At 61.0% G+C, this 15,405-nt stretch carries 17 protein-coding genes; 5 read left to right on the forward strand and 12 right to left on the reverse strand.

The genetic code is table 11. The features are described 5' to 3' along the window. Positions 1 to 3: 3 nt before the first annotated feature. Genes B7H23_RS15080 through B7H23_RS15090 form a run of 3 tightly spaced genes read right to left on the reverse strand, consistent with a single transcriptional unit; the run spans position 4 to position 3,136 of the window. On the reverse strand, positions 4 to 381 hold the full coding sequence (locus tag B7H23_RS15080) for a Na+/H+ antiporter subunit C (RefSeq protein WP_094078246.1): 378 nt from the start codon (positions 379 to 381) through the stop codon (positions 4 to 6). Beyond that, positions 381 to 800 (reverse strand): Na(+)/H(+) antiporter subunit B, encoded by a 420-nt coding sequence (locus B7H23_RS15085; protein ID WP_094078247.1) that lies wholly within the window; start codon positions 798 to 800, stop codon positions 381 to 383. Before B7H23_RS15085 ends, B7H23_RS15080 begins: the two co-directional genes overlap by 1 nt. Beyond that, positions 800 to 3,136, reverse strand: coding sequence for a putative monovalent cation/H+ antiporter subunit A (locus tag B7H23_RS15090; RefSeq protein WP_094078248.1), 2,337 nt, complete (start codon positions 3,134 to 3,136; stop codon positions 800 to 802). The genes B7H23_RS15085 and B7H23_RS15090 overlap by 1 nt, the downstream gene beginning before the upstream one ends. 172 nt (positions 3,137 to 3,308) lie before the next feature. Between B7H23_RS15090 and msrB the strand changes: the two genes are divergently transcribed. Further along, a complete protein-coding gene (gene msrB / locus B7H23_RS15095; protein ID WP_206608913.1) occupies positions 3,309 to 3,722 on the forward strand; it encodes a peptide-methionine (R)-S-oxide reductase MsrB in 414 nt (137 codons plus the stop codon). Positions 3,723 to 3,752: 30 nt separating this feature from the next. Here the strand turns inward: msrB and B7H23_RS15100 are convergent, their stop codons facing one another. Further along, the gene (locus B7H23_RS15100) at positions 3,753 to 4,388 is read right to left on the reverse strand and encodes a glutathione S-transferase family protein (RefSeq protein WP_094078249.1); all 636 of its coding nucleotides are present in this window, start codon (positions 4,386 to 4,388) and stop codon (positions 3,753 to 3,755) included. Between the two features lie 206 nt (positions 4,389 to 4,594). Here B7H23_RS15100 and B7H23_RS15105 point away from each other — a divergent pair, with 206 nt between their 5' ends. After that, on the forward strand, positions 4,595 to 6,715 hold the full coding sequence (locus B7H23_RS15105; RefSeq protein WP_094078440.1) for a S9 family peptidase: 2,121 nt from the start codon (positions 4,595 to 4,597) through the stop codon (positions 6,713 to 6,715). Here the strand turns inward: B7H23_RS15105 and B7H23_RS15110 are convergent. The 3 genes from B7H23_RS15110 to B7H23_RS15120 all read right to left on the reverse strand — a co-directional run bounded on the left by B7H23_RS15110 (position 6,705) and on the right by B7H23_RS15120 (position 8,128). Continuing rightward, positions 6,705 to 7,025, reverse strand: a complete 321-nt coding sequence (locus B7H23_RS15110; RefSeq protein ID WP_094078250.1) for a type II toxin-antitoxin system RelE/ParE family toxin — start codon at positions 7,023 to 7,025, stop codon at positions 6,705 to 6,707. The genes B7H23_RS15105 and B7H23_RS15110 overlap by 11 nt on opposite strands. After that, entirely contained in the window at positions 7,022 to 7,300 is a 279-nt protein-coding gene (locus B7H23_RS15115) for a ribbon-helix-helix domain-containing protein (RefSeq protein WP_094078251.1), read from the reverse strand. The genes B7H23_RS15110 and B7H23_RS15115 overlap by 4 nt, the downstream gene beginning before the upstream one ends. Positions 7,301 to 7,372: 72 nt before the next feature. Next, positions 7,373 to 8,128: a sulfite exporter TauE/SafE family protein gene (locus B7H23_RS15120; protein WP_094078252.1), complete on the reverse strand. Its 756-nt coding sequence runs from the start codon at positions 8,126 to 8,128 to the stop codon at positions 7,373 to 7,375. Between the two features lie 279 nt (positions 8,129 to 8,407). Here B7H23_RS15120 and B7H23_RS15125 point away from each other — a divergent pair, with 279 nt between their 5' ends. Next, positions 8,408 to 8,989 carry a YceI family protein gene (locus B7H23_RS15125; RefSeq protein ID WP_206608914.1) on the forward strand — a complete coding sequence of 194 codons (582 nt, stop codon included), beginning with the start codon at positions 8,408 to 8,410 and terminating at the stop codon, positions 8,987 to 8,989. A 92-nt stretch (positions 8,990 to 9,081) separates the two neighbouring features. On the opposite strand, the gene B7H23_RS15130 is transcribed toward B7H23_RS15125, so the two are convergent. Together B7H23_RS15130 and B7H23_RS15135 are read right to left on the reverse strand one after the other, a co-directional pair. Then, positions 9,082 to 10,398 carry a cytochrome b/b6 domain-containing protein gene (locus tag B7H23_RS15130; protein WP_094078253.1) on the reverse strand — a complete coding sequence of 439 codons (1,317 nt, stop codon included), beginning with the start codon at positions 10,396 to 10,398 and terminating at the stop codon, positions 9,082 to 9,084. Between the two features lie 196 nt (positions 10,399 to 10,594). Then, positions 10,595 to 11,197, reverse strand: a complete 603-nt coding sequence (locus B7H23_RS15135; RefSeq protein WP_094078254.1) for a superoxide dismutase — start codon at positions 11,195 to 11,197, stop codon at positions 10,595 to 10,597. Between the two features lie 278 nt (positions 11,198 to 11,475). Between B7H23_RS15135 and B7H23_RS15140 the strand changes: the two genes are divergently transcribed. After that, positions 11,476 to 12,234: a L,D-transpeptidase gene (locus tag B7H23_RS15140; RefSeq protein ID WP_094078255.1), complete on the forward strand. Its 759-nt coding sequence runs from the start codon at positions 11,476 to 11,478 to the stop codon at positions 12,232 to 12,234. 100 nt (positions 12,235 to 12,334) lie between these two features. On the opposite strand, the gene B7H23_RS15145 is transcribed toward B7H23_RS15140, so the two are convergent. From B7H23_RS15145 to B7H23_RS15155, 3 genes are all read right to left on the reverse strand, one after another. Further along, on the reverse strand, positions 12,335 to 12,577 hold the full coding sequence (locus tag B7H23_RS15145) for an NINE protein (protein WP_094078256.1): 243 nt from the start codon (positions 12,575 to 12,577) through the stop codon (positions 12,335 to 12,337). Between the two features lie 63 nt (positions 12,578 to 12,640). Beyond that, positions 12,641 to 14,218: a helicase HerA-like C-terminal domain-containing protein gene (locus B7H23_RS15150; RefSeq protein WP_094078442.1), complete on the reverse strand. Its 1,578-nt coding sequence runs from the start codon at positions 14,216 to 14,218 to the stop codon at positions 12,641 to 12,643. A gap of 112 nt (positions 14,219 to 14,330) precedes the next feature. Further along, a complete protein-coding gene (locus tag B7H23_RS15155) occupies positions 14,331 to 15,089 on the reverse strand; it encodes a hypothetical protein (protein WP_143534791.1) in 759 nt (252 codons plus the stop codon). 55 nt (positions 15,090 to 15,144) lie between these two features. On the opposite strand from B7H23_RS15155, the gene B7H23_RS15160 reads away from it, so the two are divergent. Then, entirely contained in the window at positions 15,145 to 15,351 is a 207-nt protein-coding gene (locus tag B7H23_RS15160) for a hypothetical protein (protein WP_094078258.1), read from the forward strand. Positions 15,352 to 15,405: the final 54 nt, after the last annotated feature.

Raw genomic sequence — 15,405 nt, forward strand, 5'->3', positions numbered from 1 at the left:
CGATTAGTATCCCTGCGGTGGCGTGTCGTCTCCCACTGGCTCGGCCAGGCGCATCTTGTCCGAATCGTCGGTGCCAAGATCCTGATAGGCGCGGTAAGCCAGCACGAGCAGGAAGACGAAGAAGGAAAACGAAATTACGATTGCCGTGAGGATGAGAGCCTGCGGCAGCGGATTGGCGACATCCGTGGTCGGCACATAGGAATCGATCGGAATGATGGGCGGCACGTCCGATCTGAACCTGCCCGCCGTGAAGATGAGCAGATTGACGGAATTGCCGAGCAGAACCACGCCAAGCAGGATGCGGATCGTATGCAGCGAAAGCATCAAATAGACTGCCGAGGCGAAAAGGAGGCCCACAACGATGCTTAGAGCGGTTTCCATTACTCCATCTCTCTTTCCTCGAGCGCCAGCCCGATCGATGAGAAGGTGCCCAGCACGACCAGATAGACGCCGATGTCGAAGAACAGCGTGGTCGAAAGATCGATGGTCTGGCCGAACAGATTGACCGTCGTCCAGAGGCCCGTCAGGAAACCGGCCTGGGCGAAGATACTTGCCATACCCGCCAGCGTCGCAATGAACAGACCGGCGGCGGCGATCGTCATGGGGTGGAATTTCAGAGATCGGCGCACCGGCGAGACCCCGCACGCAATGCCGTACACCGCATTGGCGGAAGCGGCGATAAGCCCCCCGATGAAGCCGCCCCCCGGCTCGTTATGGCCACGCAGAAGAATGAAGATCGAAAAGATGATCATCAGCGCCGTCAGAAAGGGCGCGACCGTGCGAAAGATGACAGTGCGCATCAGGAACGGTCTCCGGTTGGCGTTGCGATATCCTCGATTCGGGGCCGCCTGATGCGGATCAGACCAAGCACGGCCAGTCCGGCAACCATCACGACGGCGATCTCGCCAAGCGTATCCAGGCCACGGAAATCGACGATGATGACGTTCACGATGTTGCGGCCATGCGCGATCGTTCGTGAGAACTGTTCGTAGAACTCGCTGAGCCGGCCGTCGAACGGCGTCTGCGTGACCGACAGAAGCAGCGCACCGATACCAATGCCGCAAAGAATCGCGATGCCGCCATCCACCAGCTTCTCCGGATTGGAGCGATGGTCGGTCTTGGCCAGGGGAATGCGTGTCATAACAAGGGCGAGAATGACGACGGAGAGAGTTTCGACCATGAACTGCGTAAAGGACAGATCGGGCGCGCCCTGCAACATGAACAGCACCGCGACCCCGAAACCCTGAATGCCGAGCGAGACGATGGCGGTCAGGCGGTTATGCGCCATGATGACCGTGCCTATGCCCACAACGATGATCAGCAGAATCGTCCATTCATGGATCGCCAGGGCCGGCCATTCCGGCAGCGCCGGGGTTTCGGCGAAAAAGCTGAGCGAGAACAGAACAGTAAAGGCCAGCGCGCAGAAGACCGTCGTCATGTAGATATCGAGACGGCCATTCTGGAAGAAATAGGTGATGCGGTGCGATACGGTCGTCAGTCCCGCAATGGCCTGGTCGAAACCGCGGTCCGGTCCCCAGCCCAGCGCCGTCAGCGTGCGGTCCACGCCGGCGCGCAGACTGTCCTGAAGCAGGTAGATGCCGACGCCGAGCGCAATCGTCAGAAGGGTCAGATAGAAGGCGATGGACAGGTGCGGAATGGGAGAAATCTCGACCGGCACCGGCTGGCCCGCAATGGCGGAGGCCATGGGGATCGAGATCATCTCGTGGAAGAAGCGGTAGAGAATACCGGCACCCAGACCGCAGACCGCCAGAACGGCGGGGCCGATCCAGAGATCGAGCGGGCCCTCATGCGCTTTTTTGGGCGCCTTCATGTCCTTGCCGAGGAAGGGGCGCAGACCGACGATGAAGCCGAGCGCCAGCATCAGCCCGTTGCCGATAACCGCCACGGCAAGCAGGGCCATCGACCACGCATCGTCGCCGACGAGGCCGTAATACAGCTCTTCCTTGGCCAGAAAGCCGACGAAGGGCGGCAGCCCTCCCATCGACAGCGCGCACAGCAGGGCGATGGCGAAGGTGAGCGGCATGCCGTGGCGCAGGCCCGACAGCTGGCGCAGGTCGCGCGATCCGGCCTCGTGATCGATGCCGCCCGCCACCATGAAGAGCCCGCCCTTGAAGAGCGAGTGAGCGACCAGATACAGCACCGCGCCGGCGATGGCGCCCTCCGTTCCGAAGCCCGTCAGCATGACCAGCAGGCCGAGCGAAGCGACGGTCGTGTAGGCCAGAACGAGCTTCAGATCGGTCTGGCGCAGGCCAAGGATCGTGCCGACCAGCAGGGTGATCGCGCCGAAGACGGGCAGCACCGTTTCCCAGAGGATCGTATCGCCCATGGCCGGCTGCAGCCGCATCAGAAGATAGACGCCGGCTTTGACCATGGTGGCCGAATGCAGATAGGCCGAGACCGGCGTCGGCGCTTCCATGGCGTTGGGCAGCCAGAAGTGGAACGGGAACTGCGCGCTCTTGGTGAAGGCGCCGCCAAGAACCAGAATGAAGCAGGCCAGATAGACCGGCAGGTCCCGCAGCCCGTTCTCCATCGCCAGCAGTTCGGACATGCTGGATGCGCCGCTGGCGTACCGGATCAGCAGGAAGCCCGCCAGAAGCGACAGCCCGCCCAGGCCCGTGACGACCAGCGCCTGGATAGCGGCGCGGCGCGAGGCCATCCTCTCCCGCTCGAAGCCGATCAGCAGGAACGAACTGATCGAGGTCAATTCCCAGAAAACAAAGAGCATGATGAGATCGTCGGCCAGCACCAAGCCCTGCATCGCGCCCATGAAGAGGAAGAGATAGCAAAGGAACCGCGGCAGCCGCTCATCGCCCTTTAGATAGGCGCCAGCGAAAAGGACGATCAATGTGCCGATCCCGCTCACCAGAAGCGCGAAGGTCAGCGATAATCCGTCGAGCAGGACGGAAAACTCCACGCCGAAACTGGGTATCCACGGCACGCCGATCGACTCCCTTTCACCGCCCGTGAAGAAGGGAACCAGGCGCAACCAGAAAAGAAACAGGACGAGCGGAAAGAGCGAAAGCACAATCGCCAGCCAGCGACTGAGAAACCGGCCCAGAAGCGGGGCGAGAACAGCAGCGACAAATGGAACCGCAAGAGCGACGAGCGCGATCAAAGCCGAATTCCCCTCTGTGCGTCCATCAAAGCCCGCTCAAATTTTCGTGTATTTGTGCGCTTTCCGTATAAGATCGCACCGGGCCGGGTCAATTGCCACAAGGGCCGCTTTTCGGTCATCCTCTCCATTTTAGCCGCCATTGGACTATATTTGCGAAGAGCAAAAGGAGCCGATGATGAGTCAGACCAAACCGCCCGCCGAGCGCACCGAGAAAGAGTGGAAGGACCTTCTGAGCCCGGAAGAGTTTCGCGTTCTGCGGAAGCACGGCACCGAGCGCGCCGGCTCTTCGCCGCTCAATCATGAGAAGCGCCACGGCGTCTTCGTTTGCGCCGGTTGCGGCAAGGAACTCTTCTCGTCCGATGCGAAATATGAGAGCGGTACGGGTTGGCCGAGCTTCTACCAGCCGGTTGGCGAAGGCGCCGTGACCACACACAAGGACCGTTCGCTCTTCATGGTGCGCACCGAAGTACGCTGCGCGCAATGCGACGGCCATCTCGGCCATGTGTTTCCCGACGGGCCGCAGCCGACCGGCTTGCGATACTGCATGAACGGTGTCGCCATGAATTTCGAGCCGGAGGATGAATAGGCGGGAAGGCTAAAAGCTCGACCCTAAGCTCTATCCGCCTTTCTGCATCTGCTCGATCAGTGCCTGATCGCGCGCTTTGGCTTTTCGATAGGCTTCCCGCTTCCGCAGGCGCTGCTGATAGGTCTTGAAGGCCGCGCGCTCCGGGATCGTGCCGAAGGCGATGCCCCAGTCTATATGGCTGCCGACATAGCAATCGGCCATGGTGAAGCGGTCGCCGCAAACATAATGCCGGCCGTTCAAATGGTCTTCGAGCGCGTCGATGGTCCGCTCATAACTGCCGAAGCCGAGCGTGCCCTGCTTCTGGGGATCGTCCGGAACATCCCAGCCCATGGCGCGGCTCGTAATGGCCTGTTCGAGCGGTCCGGCGCTGAACAGCACCCAGCGATAATAGGCGGCGCGCTCATCGTCGGTCGGCCCGAGTCGCCGGTCGGCAAAGACATCGGCGAGGTAGAGACCGATGGCTGCCGCTTCCGTCACCACCCGCCCGTCATGAACAATGGCCGGCACCTTCGCCATTGGATTGATCTTGCGGTAGGTTTCACCCGCCATGCCAGCCGGCCCGTAAGCCAGAATCTGCTCGTTATAATCGACGCCCGCCTCTTCCAGCATCCAGCGCGCGATCTGCCCACGGCTCATTGGATTGGTATAAAAGACGATCTTCGACATGGCCGACATCCTTAGAACATAAATGGAACACTAGTGCCGCTCCCCTACCGGCGTCAAGGCGATCGCATTTTCGCCAGCCCGCAGTCCGATGGGTCAGCGTCACCGTTCCCGGTTCGGTTTGTCGTTTCGGTACCACTACGCCCTTGCCGCGCGGCGCAAAGCACCGCACATGAACGGCCATGACCCATCAGGACCGATCCGAAACCATGAACCGACCGAACCCTTTCCCGTCCGCAGATGCCACGCCGCCGGAAGCGCAGAAGTCGCCGCAGACCGAGACGCGGCATGGCGTCGCGCGCACCGACGATTACGCTTGGATGCGAGCCGACAACTGGCAGGAAATGTTCCACGATCCGAGCCTTCTGGACCCGGCGATCCGCACCCATCTGGAAGCGGAGAACACCTACGCGCTGAGCCTGATGGCGGATACGGAAGAGCTGCGGCAGACGCTGTTCGCCGAAATGAAGGGGCGCATCAAGGAAGACGATTCCTCGGTTCCGTTGCCAGACGGCCCCTATGCCTACGGCACGAAATATGTGACCGGCGGCGAGCACCCGAAATTTCTGCGCACCGCGCGCGATGGCGGCGAAGAGACCATCCTGATCGACGGCGACGCCGAAGCGGACGGGAAGGCCTATTTCCGCCTCGGTGGCGTCGACCATTCGCCGAACCATCGGCGCATTCTCTGGGGCCAGGACAGCAAGGGCTCGGAGTTCTACAGCCTCGCCGTGCGTTCGGTCGGACGAGACGACGATACCGACCGGATCGAAAAGACGGGCGGCTCCGGCACCTGGGCTGCTAGGTCGAACGGCTTTTTCTACACCCGCCTCGACGACAATCACCGACCGAAGGAGATCCTGCTGCACCGGCTCGGTGATCCAGCGTCCGAGGACGTCTCGATCTATACCGAGGACGATGACGGCATGTTCATGAGCGTTGACGGCACCCGCCTGAACGACTGGATCATGATCTCGGTCCACGACCACGAGACCACCGAATATCGGCTACTGCCCGCCGATCTCTCCGACCTGACGCCGAAGATCGTGCATCCCCGTGAGGAGGGCCTGCAATATGATCTTGAGGAAGGCGGCGACGTCTTCTTCGTGCTGACCAATGCCGATGGCGCGAAAGACTTCAAGATCATGGAAGCGCCGGTCTCCGATCCGTCGAAGGCGAACTGGCGCGAGATCGTGCCGCATGAATCCGGACGGCTGATCCTCTCCATCGCGTCCTTCTCCGGCCACCTGGTTCGCCTTGAGCGAAAGGACGGACTGCCGCGCATCGTCATTCGCGATCGCAAAACCGGCGACGAACACGCCATCGCTTTCGACGAGGAAGCCTATGCGCTCGGCCTCGGCGGTTCCTACGAGTACGACACGACGAAAATCCGCTTTTCCTATTCGTCGATGACGACGCCTAGCCAGCTCTACGAATACGATATGGCGACCCGTGAGCGCCGGCTGCTGAAAGAGCAGGAAGTGCCCTCCGGCCATGACTCGTCCCACTATGTCACGCGGCGCCTGCAAGCGCGCAGCCATGATGGGGAGATGGTGCCGGTCTCGATCCTCTACCACAGGGACACCCCGCTCGACGGCACCGCGCCATGCCTTCTCTATGGCTACGGCTCCTATGGCATCTCGATTCCGGCCGGCTTCAACACCAATGTGTTCAGCCTGGTCGATCGCGGCTTCGTCTTCGCCATCGCGCATGTTCGCGGCGGCAAGGACAAGGGCTGGGACTGGTACGAGACCGGCAAGCGGGCGCAAAAATCCAACACGTTCCACGATTTCATCGCCGCGGCGGCGCATCTCGTCAGCCATGAATTCACGTCTCACGACCGGATCGTCGCGCAGGGCGGGTCGGCCGGCGGCATGCTGATGGGCGCGGTGGCCAATATGGCGCCGGAAAGCTTCGGCGGCATCGTCGCCGAGGTGCCGTTCGTCGACGTGCTGACCACCATGCTGGACGACACGCTGCCACTGACGCCGCCGGAATGGCCCGAATGGGGCAATCCCATCGCAAGCGCCGACGACTATGCCACCATCGCGGCCTATTCGCCGGTCGATAATGTCGCGGCCCTGCCCTACCCGCCGATCCTGGCGCTGGCCGGGCTGACCGATCCGCGCGTGACCTATTGGGAGCCGGCAAAATGGGTCACGAAATTGCGCGAATATTCAACGTCGGACGCGCCGGTGCTGTTCAAGATCAACATGGATGCGGGCCATGCCGGCGCGTCGGGCCGGTTTTCGCGGCTGGAAGAAGTCGCCTTCTCCTACGCCTTCGCGCTGAAAGTGGCGGAGAAAATGGATACGGAACTCAAGGGCTAGGCGGGGTGCCGATCAGCGCGGCGTAGTCCCTTCCGCCATAAATGACCGTCTCGATCAGCACCTGATCGTCCTCGATTCGATAGAGGATCACGGCGGAACGCTCGAACGGCACGAGGCGAATGCCTTCGCCGAGATCGGACCGTTCCACGCCGCCTCGCGGTGCATCACCGATTGTCCGGCAACGCGCGCGAATTCGCTGAAGATACCGCACTGCTACGAGCGGATCGGCACCGTTATCGATTATCAGATGGCCGATTGCAGCCAGATCGTCTTCGGCTGTACGCGCCAGAAAGACAGGTAGCCGTCTCATTCGTCAGGCATTGTCCCGGCTATGCCAGCAAACTCGGCTTCAAGCCTGTCGAACGCTTCATCGATAGGCACGGCCGGCCGGGGATCGACGCGAGAAATTTGGACCCGTTCGCGTATGACAGCGAGACGTTCTTCATGTTCGGCCTCGTTGCGCATCCACATGCGCATGGCTTCACGCAGAACTTCGCTCGTCGAAGCATAGGCTCCCGACGCGACCCGCTCCTTGATGGTGGTTACCATTTCCGGCGGCAAGGTGATGCTCAGCTTTTCGGCCATCAATCCATCCGATCCTGTCTGCCGGCTAAAGTAGGATAAAATCCCACCAGCGACAATGTGGTCAAGCTTCGATCACCCCCGCCAGAAGTAATAGCCTGCCAGAAACAGCCCCACGGCGATGACGAACAGGCGGACGGCCGTCTGTGGCACGCGCTTCGCCGCCCAGACGCCTCCATAGCCACCGAGCGCAACACCGGGGATCATGGCCAGCGCGCCGGGCCAGGAAATTACCCCGCCGGAGACGAACACCACGATGGCGACGATGGCGATGACGTTGGAGAGGAGATTCTTCAGCGCGTTGAGACGGTGGTAGTCGCCGCCTTCCGTCAGGCCCAGCGTCGCCAGCATCATAATCCCCATGCCAGCGCCGAAGAAGCCGCCATAGATCGAGGTTACGAACTGCACGGCCGCGCTCGCCAGGCTGTTTCGTTCCGGTTCCGCACCCGGCTCAACAGGCTGCGGCTTCAACCATGGACCGGCGGCGAACAGAGCGGTCGCCGCCAGGAGCAGCCAGGGCACTAGGGCCGCGAAACGGTTGTTGGACAGCCAGAGCAGGAAGAGCGCACCGCAGAGGGAACCGACCACCGACACGGCGGCAAGGATCGTGGCGCTGCGCAGCACCTTTCGGATCGACGACCAATAGGCCAGCGTCGAAGTGAAATAGCCCGGCAGTTGCGCGATGGACGAGGTCGCATTGGCGGAGATCGGCGGTACGCCCAGCAGCGATAGCGCCCCGAACGCTATGAAGGTGCCGCCGCCCGCCACGGCGTTGATCGCACCGGACAAAAACCCTGCCACAAACAGCAGGGCGATCTCGATCGCACCCATAAGCTTGTCCCCACCCCTTTCAAACGAAGGGGAGTTAGCGGGGCAATGGCCCTTCTGACAAGCCGGCCGGTGCGATTAGCCGAAGCGCCGCATCCCGGAAATGTGAACGGATTGTCATCAAATGCGTGCTTGTGGTGAACGATGCCAGCCTTAGTCTTTATGGCGATGAGAGACCGGCGGTTTGTCAGCGCCGTTCAATTCCCAACGCCTGGACGGAATTCTTGTCCGATTTGGCCATTTCGATCGTCGATCCCACGAGCCTTAGAAAGGAACACGCCAATGATACGTTCGCTCAGCCTCGCCGCCGCAGCTTCCCTGCTCCTTGCCACCGCCGCCACTGCCGAGCCGGTGAAATACACGCTCGATCCGAGCCACAGCCAGGTCGTCTTCACCTATGACCATCTGGGCTTTTCCCAAACAACCGGCATGTTCAGCGGCTTCGAGGGCGAGATCATGTTCGATGTGGAGAACCCCGAGAGCTCCTCGGTCAATGTCGAAATTCCCGCATCCTCCATCCTCACCGGCTGGGACAAGCGCGACGAACATTTCAGCAGCGACGATTTTCTCGGCATGGAAGCCAATCCGGTCGTGACTTTTACATCGACAGAGATCAAGACGACCGGCGAAGACACAGCCGAGATCACAGGCGATCTGACCATGAATGGCGTGACCAAGCCGGTGACGCTGGACGCCAAGCTGAACAAGACCGGCGACCACCCGATGGCCAACAAGCCCTGGGCCGGTTTCGATGCAACCGCCACGATCATGCGCAGCGAATGGGATATGGGCAAATTCGCCCCGAATGTCTCTGACGAAGTGGAACTGAAGATTTCCATCGAGGCTCAGCAGGCCGACAGTTAAAGCGTCGCCCCAACCTTCACCTAGAAAAACGAAGAACCCGCCGGCAGATGCTGGCGGGTTCTTTTTATACGGCAACGAAGCTCGCCCGGTGTTCAATTCTGGCGGGTCGCCGTCAGTTCGATTTCAAGCGTGACATTCAGACCAACGGTTCCGCCATCGGGGTAGTCGCTTGCTCCGACGCCCCAGTCCAGACGCTGAATAACCATCTGCGATTGCATGGTCGCCCGGTCGCCGTCGATTTCCAGCGTGAAAGGCAGCGTCAGCGGGGCGCTCTGGCCGGCGAGTTCCAGCATACCCGACGCCTCATAGCCATTATCCGCGACGTTCCTGAATTCATCGGCAGACCAGATGGCCGTCGGCTGTTCGCCGGCTTTCAGCAAACCCAGCGCGGTGGAGCTGACATCCCCCATAGAGAGGCTGCCCACCGCCACCTCAACCCGGACCGAGGAGCGGTCGAGCGCCTCCGGGTCGAACCGGATCGTCGCCGCCCAGTCCTGGAAAACGCCGCTGGCGGGCGAGCCGTTCTGATCGACGACAATGGACAGTTCGCTGGCCTGTCGATCCACAGTCCAAAGCGGGGTTGCGCCATTGGGCCCATCGCCAAGCGCCGCATTGTCGGCGGTCGGCGCGGGAGACGTCACCGCATCCAATGCGACTGCCCCTTCAGCCGCATTCTCATCGGTGACAGCGAGGGGCGCATGATCGTGATCGTTATAGTTCTTGACGATGAATGCCGCGCTGGCGGTAATGACCAGAACGACCAGCCCCGATAGGAACGCCGGTACGTGGCGGCGGCCGGATCGACCCGACACGCGGGCGCGGGCTGCGCTCTCGCTGCCCATCGACCAGCCCGGCACCATGCGCGCCAGTGTTCCGTCGCGGTCGATCGCCGTATGTTTGAGGGCACCGGCGACATGCAGGCCGATCAGCCCGGCCATGGTGACGGCAAGACCTCCATGAACCGTTTTCAGAATGTCCGCCAGCGCCGCATCATTGCTCGGAATAAAAGGCAGGTCCTGACCGAAGGGCCACCAAATCGGGGCAAAACCTTCTGTCGCTACATGATAGAGCCAGCCTGCAGAAGGCGTCGCCAGAATGGCTGCGTAAAGCGCCCAGTGCACCGTTTCGGCAAGAAAGGTCTCCCCGCGCCGTTCGGGATGCAGGGGCGCAGGTCGTCGGTTGAAGACGGCCCAGACGATCCGCAGGACAGCAAGACCGAGGACCGAAATGCCAAGCGTTTTGTGCAGGCTGTAGAGCCAGATCTTCTGCTCCACTTCCGCGCCTGTCACCTGCGGCAAACCGTGCATATAGACGCCGAGCGGAAGCAATGTGAGGATCAGCAGCGCCATGATCCAGTGCAGCAGCGCGGCGACAAGCCCGTAGCGCTCTACCGTATTGAAAACCCGCATCGATATCCGCCCCAATTGTTCGTCTGCCGGGTATTATGACGCATTGCACCGTTATGGACAGTGAACAGGCTGTCATGCATTCGGGTCACAATATCCGCCTTCTGGCCTGTCGCCAGGACGGCAATTGCGCAGCTGGAATAAAAAAACCCGCCCGGCTGTCTGGCCGGACGGGCGGAGTATACGAAAGTGCCTTCGCTCAGCTCGTCGCTACCTCGTAACGTTCCAGCACGTAATCCCAGTTGATGAGATGGTCGACGAAGGCCTCCAGATATTTCGGCCGCGCGTTGCGGTAGTCGATGTAATAGGAATGCTCCCAGACATCGACGCCGAGAATAGGCGTGCCGCCCATGATCAGTGGGTTCTCGCCATTCAGGCCGTTATCGATGTGCAGCTTGCCGTCCTTGACGAAAACCCAGGCCCAGCCGGAGCCGAACTGGGTCTTGCCGGCATTGATGAAATCCTCGCGGAATTTGTCATAGCCGCCAAGATCGCTTTCGAAGGCCTGCTGCAGCTTTTCAGGCAGCTGCTTGCCGCCGCCCTCCGGCTTCATCCACTTCCAGAAATGGACGTGATTGTAGAACTGAGCAGACTGGTTGAAGAGCTTGGAATCGTCCTTGTGGCTCTTCTTGACGATCTCCTCCAGCTCCATCGATTCGTAATCGGTGCCTTCGATGATGCCGTTCATCGTCTCCAGATAGGCGTTGTGGTGCTTGTCGTGGTGATACTCCAGCGTCTCGGCGCTCATATGCGGCGCCAGAGCGTCATAGGCATAGGGAAGATCGGGAAGTGAAAAGGCCATAAGTGTCTCCTTCATTGGCAATAGATTGTCGCACGGCTGCGAAGCCGAACTCTCGATGAACACAACGTCCGGGGGCCTGGTTCGTTCACCGCGCCTCACATCGCAAACATGCGCTTTCGCCTTCGACCTAGGGTCTGACGCGCGCGCTGCAAGACGCCGACGGCTGTAACAAATGGGCCACTATGAGCGAGATCTGAAGGAAGACCGGAACGCAGTGACTATTCGGGCGTTAGGGTTTGCAAGTAAGTAGGGGCCTTCCAGTATATGCGCGGGGAATCATGCTGACCAAGACTAACAACAAAACCGATGGCCGCTCACGGCGCGCCGTCCTCACCGGTCTTGTCGCGACGGGCGCGGCTGTCGGCCTTGCCGGCTGCTCGATGAGCGGCGGAGGTACTACCGGTACACGCACCTCATTTCGCGACCGGCTGGTTGGCCGTGCCGGCGCCTTTGGACGCAACCGTGTCGACTATGCGAGCGCCTACAGCTCCGTGGTGGATGAAGGCTATGTTTTGCCCGCCGTACCGTGGCAGCAGATCGATAAGCGTTATCTTCGCAGCTATGTGAAGAACACGACTGGCGAAGGCCCGAACAATCTCATCGTCGATACGGACAATCACTTTGTGTATTTCACCCGCCCCGATGGCATGGCCTGGCGCTATGGCGTCGGTCTAGGCCGCGAGGGATTCGCATGGGCCGGCCGCGCCGAAATGCGCTGGAAGCGCAAATGGCCGACCTGGACGCCGCCGGCCGAAATGATCGCCCGTGAGCCGGAACTGGCGAAATATAGCGCCGACAATGGCGGCATGCCGCCCGGTCTGACCAATCCGCTCGGTGCGCGCGCCCTCTACATTTTCCAGGGCGGCAAGGACACGCTTTATCGCCTGCATGGCTCGCCGGAATGGCGATCCATCGGTCGGAACGTATCGTCCGGCTGCGTCCGCCTGATGAATCAGGACATCATCCACCTTTACGATCAGGTGCCGAACGGCACGCCGATCCTCGTAACTTCGGGCCTGCGCACGCCGGTCGCGTAACAGCGGTATCGTTTGGTAATTCGCACAAAAAAGGGGCTCTCATCCGGATGGATGAGGGCCCCTTTTCCCTTGTGCGGAAACAGGCGGGCTATACTGTCGATCAGTCCAGCCGCTCACGGACTCGCTTTTCGGTTTCAAGCGCTTCCATCCGATCGTCCAGATTGGCGGCGCGGACCTGACCCGGAATGAGGAACAGGTCGACGATCTGTCCAATACCCAGCAGCCCCACCGTGAAGAACCATATAAGGCCGGTGACCCAACGTCCCGTATAAAAGCGGTGCGCGCCACATATGCCGAGAAGGCACAGCGCCCATAGCAGATAAGCGATACCCTTGGTTTTCATCGATTTTCCCTGCAGTTGCCGTTGGCTTTCATATGGGGAGTCGATGGCGTCATGGCAAACGCGTTACCGCCGAAGGCCACCCAGAATACCCCGCACCACGGCCCGGCCGATCTGCCGGCCGACCTGACTGGAGACCGACCGGATGACGCTTTTTGCCGCGGCTTCCGCGTAGCCTTGCCGCTTGTAACCACTACGTTTGGACGAACGGGTGCCGAACACGTTCTCGAACCAACCCGTTTTTTCCTCGCGCTGCTCTTTGCGCAGTTCGTCGTCTCGGTCATTTTCGGCTTCGTCGCGTCGCGCGGCTTCCGCTTCGTCGAGGGCAGCCTTTTTCGCCCGCTCTTCAAGGATTTCATAGGCGCTCTGCCGATCGATCGGTTGATCGTAGAGGCCGGCGACGGGGCTGCCGCCCATCGCCATGGCGCGCTCCTGATCGCTCAACGGCCCGATCCGCGACGAGGGCGGGCGAATCAGCGTCCGCTGGACAACGGACGGCACGCCCTTGCTTTCCAGCGTGGAGACCAGCGCCTCGCCGACGCCTAGTTGGGTGATCGCTTCGTAGCAGTCGAAATCGGGATTGGGACGGAACGTCTCAGCGGCCACCTTCACCGCCTTCTGCTCGCGCGGCGTATAAGCGCGCAGTGCATGCTGAATGCGATTGCCGAGCTGCGACAGAACCGTGTCGGGCACATCCAGCGGGTTCTGCGTGACGAAAAAGACGCCGACGCCCTTGGAGCGGATCAGCCGCACCACCTGCTCGATCCGTTCGATCAGAATGTCCGGCGCGTCGTCGAACAGCAGATGCGCCTCGTCGAAGAAGAAGACGAGCTTCGGCTTGTCCGGATCGCCGACCTCGGGCAGTTCCTCGAACAGTTCGGAGAGCAGCCAGAGCAGGAAGGTGCCGTAGAGGCGCGGATTCATCATCAGCCGGTCGGCCGCCAGAATGTTGATCATGCCACGGCCGTCGCGGTCGGTGCGCATCAGATCGGCGATCTTCAGCGCCGGCTCGCCGAAGAAATGCTCGGCACCCTGGCGCTCCAGGACGAGCAGCGAGCGCTGGATAGCGCCGACGCTCTGGGCGGCCACATTGCCGTACTGCGCCGACAGTTCCTTTCGGCGTTCGGACACCACGGTCAGAAGCGATTGCAGATCCTTCAGGTCCAGAAGAAGCAGGCCTTCCTCATCGGCCAGTTCGAAGGCGATATTGAGAACGCCTTCCTGGGCATCGGTCAGGTTCATCAGCCGTGACAGAAGGAGCGGCCCCATCTCGGAGACCGTTGCGCGGATCGGATGGCCCTGCTCTCCGAACAGGTCCCAGAAGACGGTCGGGAACCGCTCGAAACTCAGGCCGCCCTGCTCCTCCATGCGAATATCGGCGACGCGCCGGTCGATGAACGCTTTCGCTTCGCCCGGCGCCGCAATGCCGGACAGATCGCCCTTGATGTCGGCTGCGAAAACCGGCACGCCAGCCCGTGAAAACCCTTCCGCGAGCACCTGAAGCGAAACGGTCTTGCCGGTGCCAGTCGCGCCGGTGATCAGCCCGTGGCGATTGGCATAGCCGAGCTTTAGCACCTCCGGTTTCTGATAGGCGTCGTCGGCCGTTCGGCTGGCGCCGAGAAAGAGTTCGTCCGGTGCGATCATGAAATGAAGTCCCCTGCCCGATTGACCGATAGCGCCCATCGGTCTTTTCAAAGGCTATAGCACCGCCAGCACCGCTCTCTCAATGCGCGCGTTCGGGACACTGAAAGATCATTCATAGATCGCGGAGGGCAGAGCCGTCCTTCAGCGGCGGCGCCGGACATGACGGTGTCGCCTCCAGCACGAAGTCCAGATCGCGGCGCGCGATCGCAGCGTCGAGTTCGGCGATCCGTTCTTCGGACAGTTCGGGCAGAAGGTGGCCGACGGGCCAGTCGGCGTGGAAATCGCCGGACTGCCGCAATGCCGTGCGCAGAAAGTATTCGACGTCCGCATTCAGCCGAACCGCGTTCACCTTGGCCACTGTCAGGAAGTGGAAAAGCATGTCGGAACGCATCGTTTCGACATAGGGCAGGCCCCATTCGACCGCTGCCTGAAAACGTTTCTCAGCAGGGGAAATGGCCGGACGCGACCAGCGCCCGCAATAGAAGAAGCCGCCGAAATTGCTTGTCCAATACCGCCTCAGAAGCGCAGAGCTCCAATCCCGTACAACGCAGCTGAACAAGGGGTAGGGATAGGTGGCGATTGCCTCGATCTGCCAAAGCTGCAACCGTTCGCGCCTGTCCGGCACCGCTTTTTCGAACTCGGGATAGCGGCGCTCGTAAATGCCGAAGTAGAGTTCGCTGTCGCTTTTACAGTCGAAAGGGCCATTCATTCTCTTCTTGTCCTCGAGTAGCGCCCATTCCTCCTCAGCAAACTGCATTCGCGCTGGCACCGTATTCTCTTCGAAAGACCAGCTTGCGCCCAGCGCTTGGCTACCGAATGCGCTGAAGAGAAACCCCATCGCTGTCGTCAACGCTACTGTCGCCGTCCGCAAATTATTCCCGCCTCCTGGTCCGAAGGTATGATTTTCTTCCATTGAGGAGACAATCATGAATGAAAGCAACCCGGCACGATGTCGCGATCTCCGTCAAATCGAGCATGGTATTCGACAGTCTCAACAAGAAAACCGCTCGAAACGGCAGCGCTTTCGTCAGGACATCGAACGGCTCCGCCGCGAGATCGGACCGGTGTTCACTGGCGTTCAGAACTTCAAAGACACTGGCGAGATGACATCGCTGAACTGCGTGCGGCCGTGAACGCCGGTTCCTGACGCTCTGCATCACTTCGATAGCGCGGTCGCCGGAAGCGGC

The sequence above is a fragment of the Notoacmeibacter marinus genome (assembly GCF_002238045.1).
GTDB classification, from domain to species: Bacteria; Pseudomonadota; Alphaproteobacteria; order Rhizobiales; family Rhizobiaceae; genus Notoacmeibacter; species Notoacmeibacter marinus.

Bases quoted from the DNA above. Each gene is read 5' to 3' on its own strand.
- B7H23_RS15135 (WP_094078254.1), bottom strand. From the start codon at position 11,197: ATGGCCTTTTCACTTCCCGATCTTCCCTATGCCTATGACGCTCTGGCG.
- B7H23_RS15115 (WP_094078251.1), bottom strand. From the start codon at position 7,300: ATGGCCGAAAAGCTGAGCATCACCTTGCCGCCGGAAATGGTAACCACC.
- B7H23_RS15130 (WP_094078253.1), bottom strand. From the start codon at position 10,398: ATGCGGGTTTTCAATACGGTAGAGCGCTACGGGCTTGTCGCCGCGCTG.
- B7H23_RS15100 (WP_094078249.1), bottom strand. From the start codon at position 4,388: ATGTCGAAGATCGTCTTTTATACCAATCCAATGAGCCGTGGGCAGATC.
- B7H23_RS15105 (WP_094078440.1), top strand. From the start codon at position 4,595: ATGAACCGACCGAACCCTTTCCCGTCCGCAGATGCCACGCCGCCGGAA.
- B7H23_RS15160 (WP_094078258.1), top strand. From the start codon at position 15,145: ATGAATGAAAGCAACCCGGCACGATGTCGCGATCTCCGTCAAATCGAG.
- B7H23_RS15140 (WP_094078255.1), top strand. From the start codon at position 11,476: ATGCTGACCAAGACTAACAACAAAACCGATGGCCGCTCACGGCGCGCC.
- B7H23_RS15120 (WP_094078252.1), bottom strand. From the start codon at position 8,128: ATGGGTGCGATCGAGATCGCCCTGCTGTTTGTGGCAGGGTTTTTGTCC.
- B7H23_RS15125 (WP_206608914.1), top strand. From the start codon at position 8,408: ATGATACGTTCGCTCAGCCTCGCCGCCGCAGCTTCCCTGCTCCTTGCC.
- msrB (WP_206608913.1), top strand. From the start codon at position 3,309: ATGATGAGTCAGACCAAACCGCCCGCCGAGCGCACCGAGAAAGAGTGG.
- B7H23_RS15080 (WP_094078246.1), bottom strand. From the start codon at position 381: ATGGAAACCGCTCTAAGCATCGTTGTGGGCCTCCTTTTCGCCTCGGCA.
- B7H23_RS15145 (WP_094078256.1), bottom strand. From the start codon at position 12,577: ATGAAAACCAAGGGTATCGCTTATCTGCTATGGGCGCTGTGCCTTCTC.
- B7H23_RS15085 (WP_094078247.1), bottom strand. From the start codon at position 800: ATGCGCACTGTCATCTTTCGCACGGTCGCGCCCTTTCTGACGGCGCTG.
- B7H23_RS15150 (WP_094078442.1), bottom strand. From the start codon at position 14,218: ATGATCGCACCGGACGAACTCTTTCTCGGCGCCAGCCGAACGGCCGAC.
- B7H23_RS15110 (WP_094078250.1), bottom strand. From the start codon at position 7,025: ATGAGACGGCTACCTGTCTTTCTGGCGCGTACAGCCGAAGACGATCTG.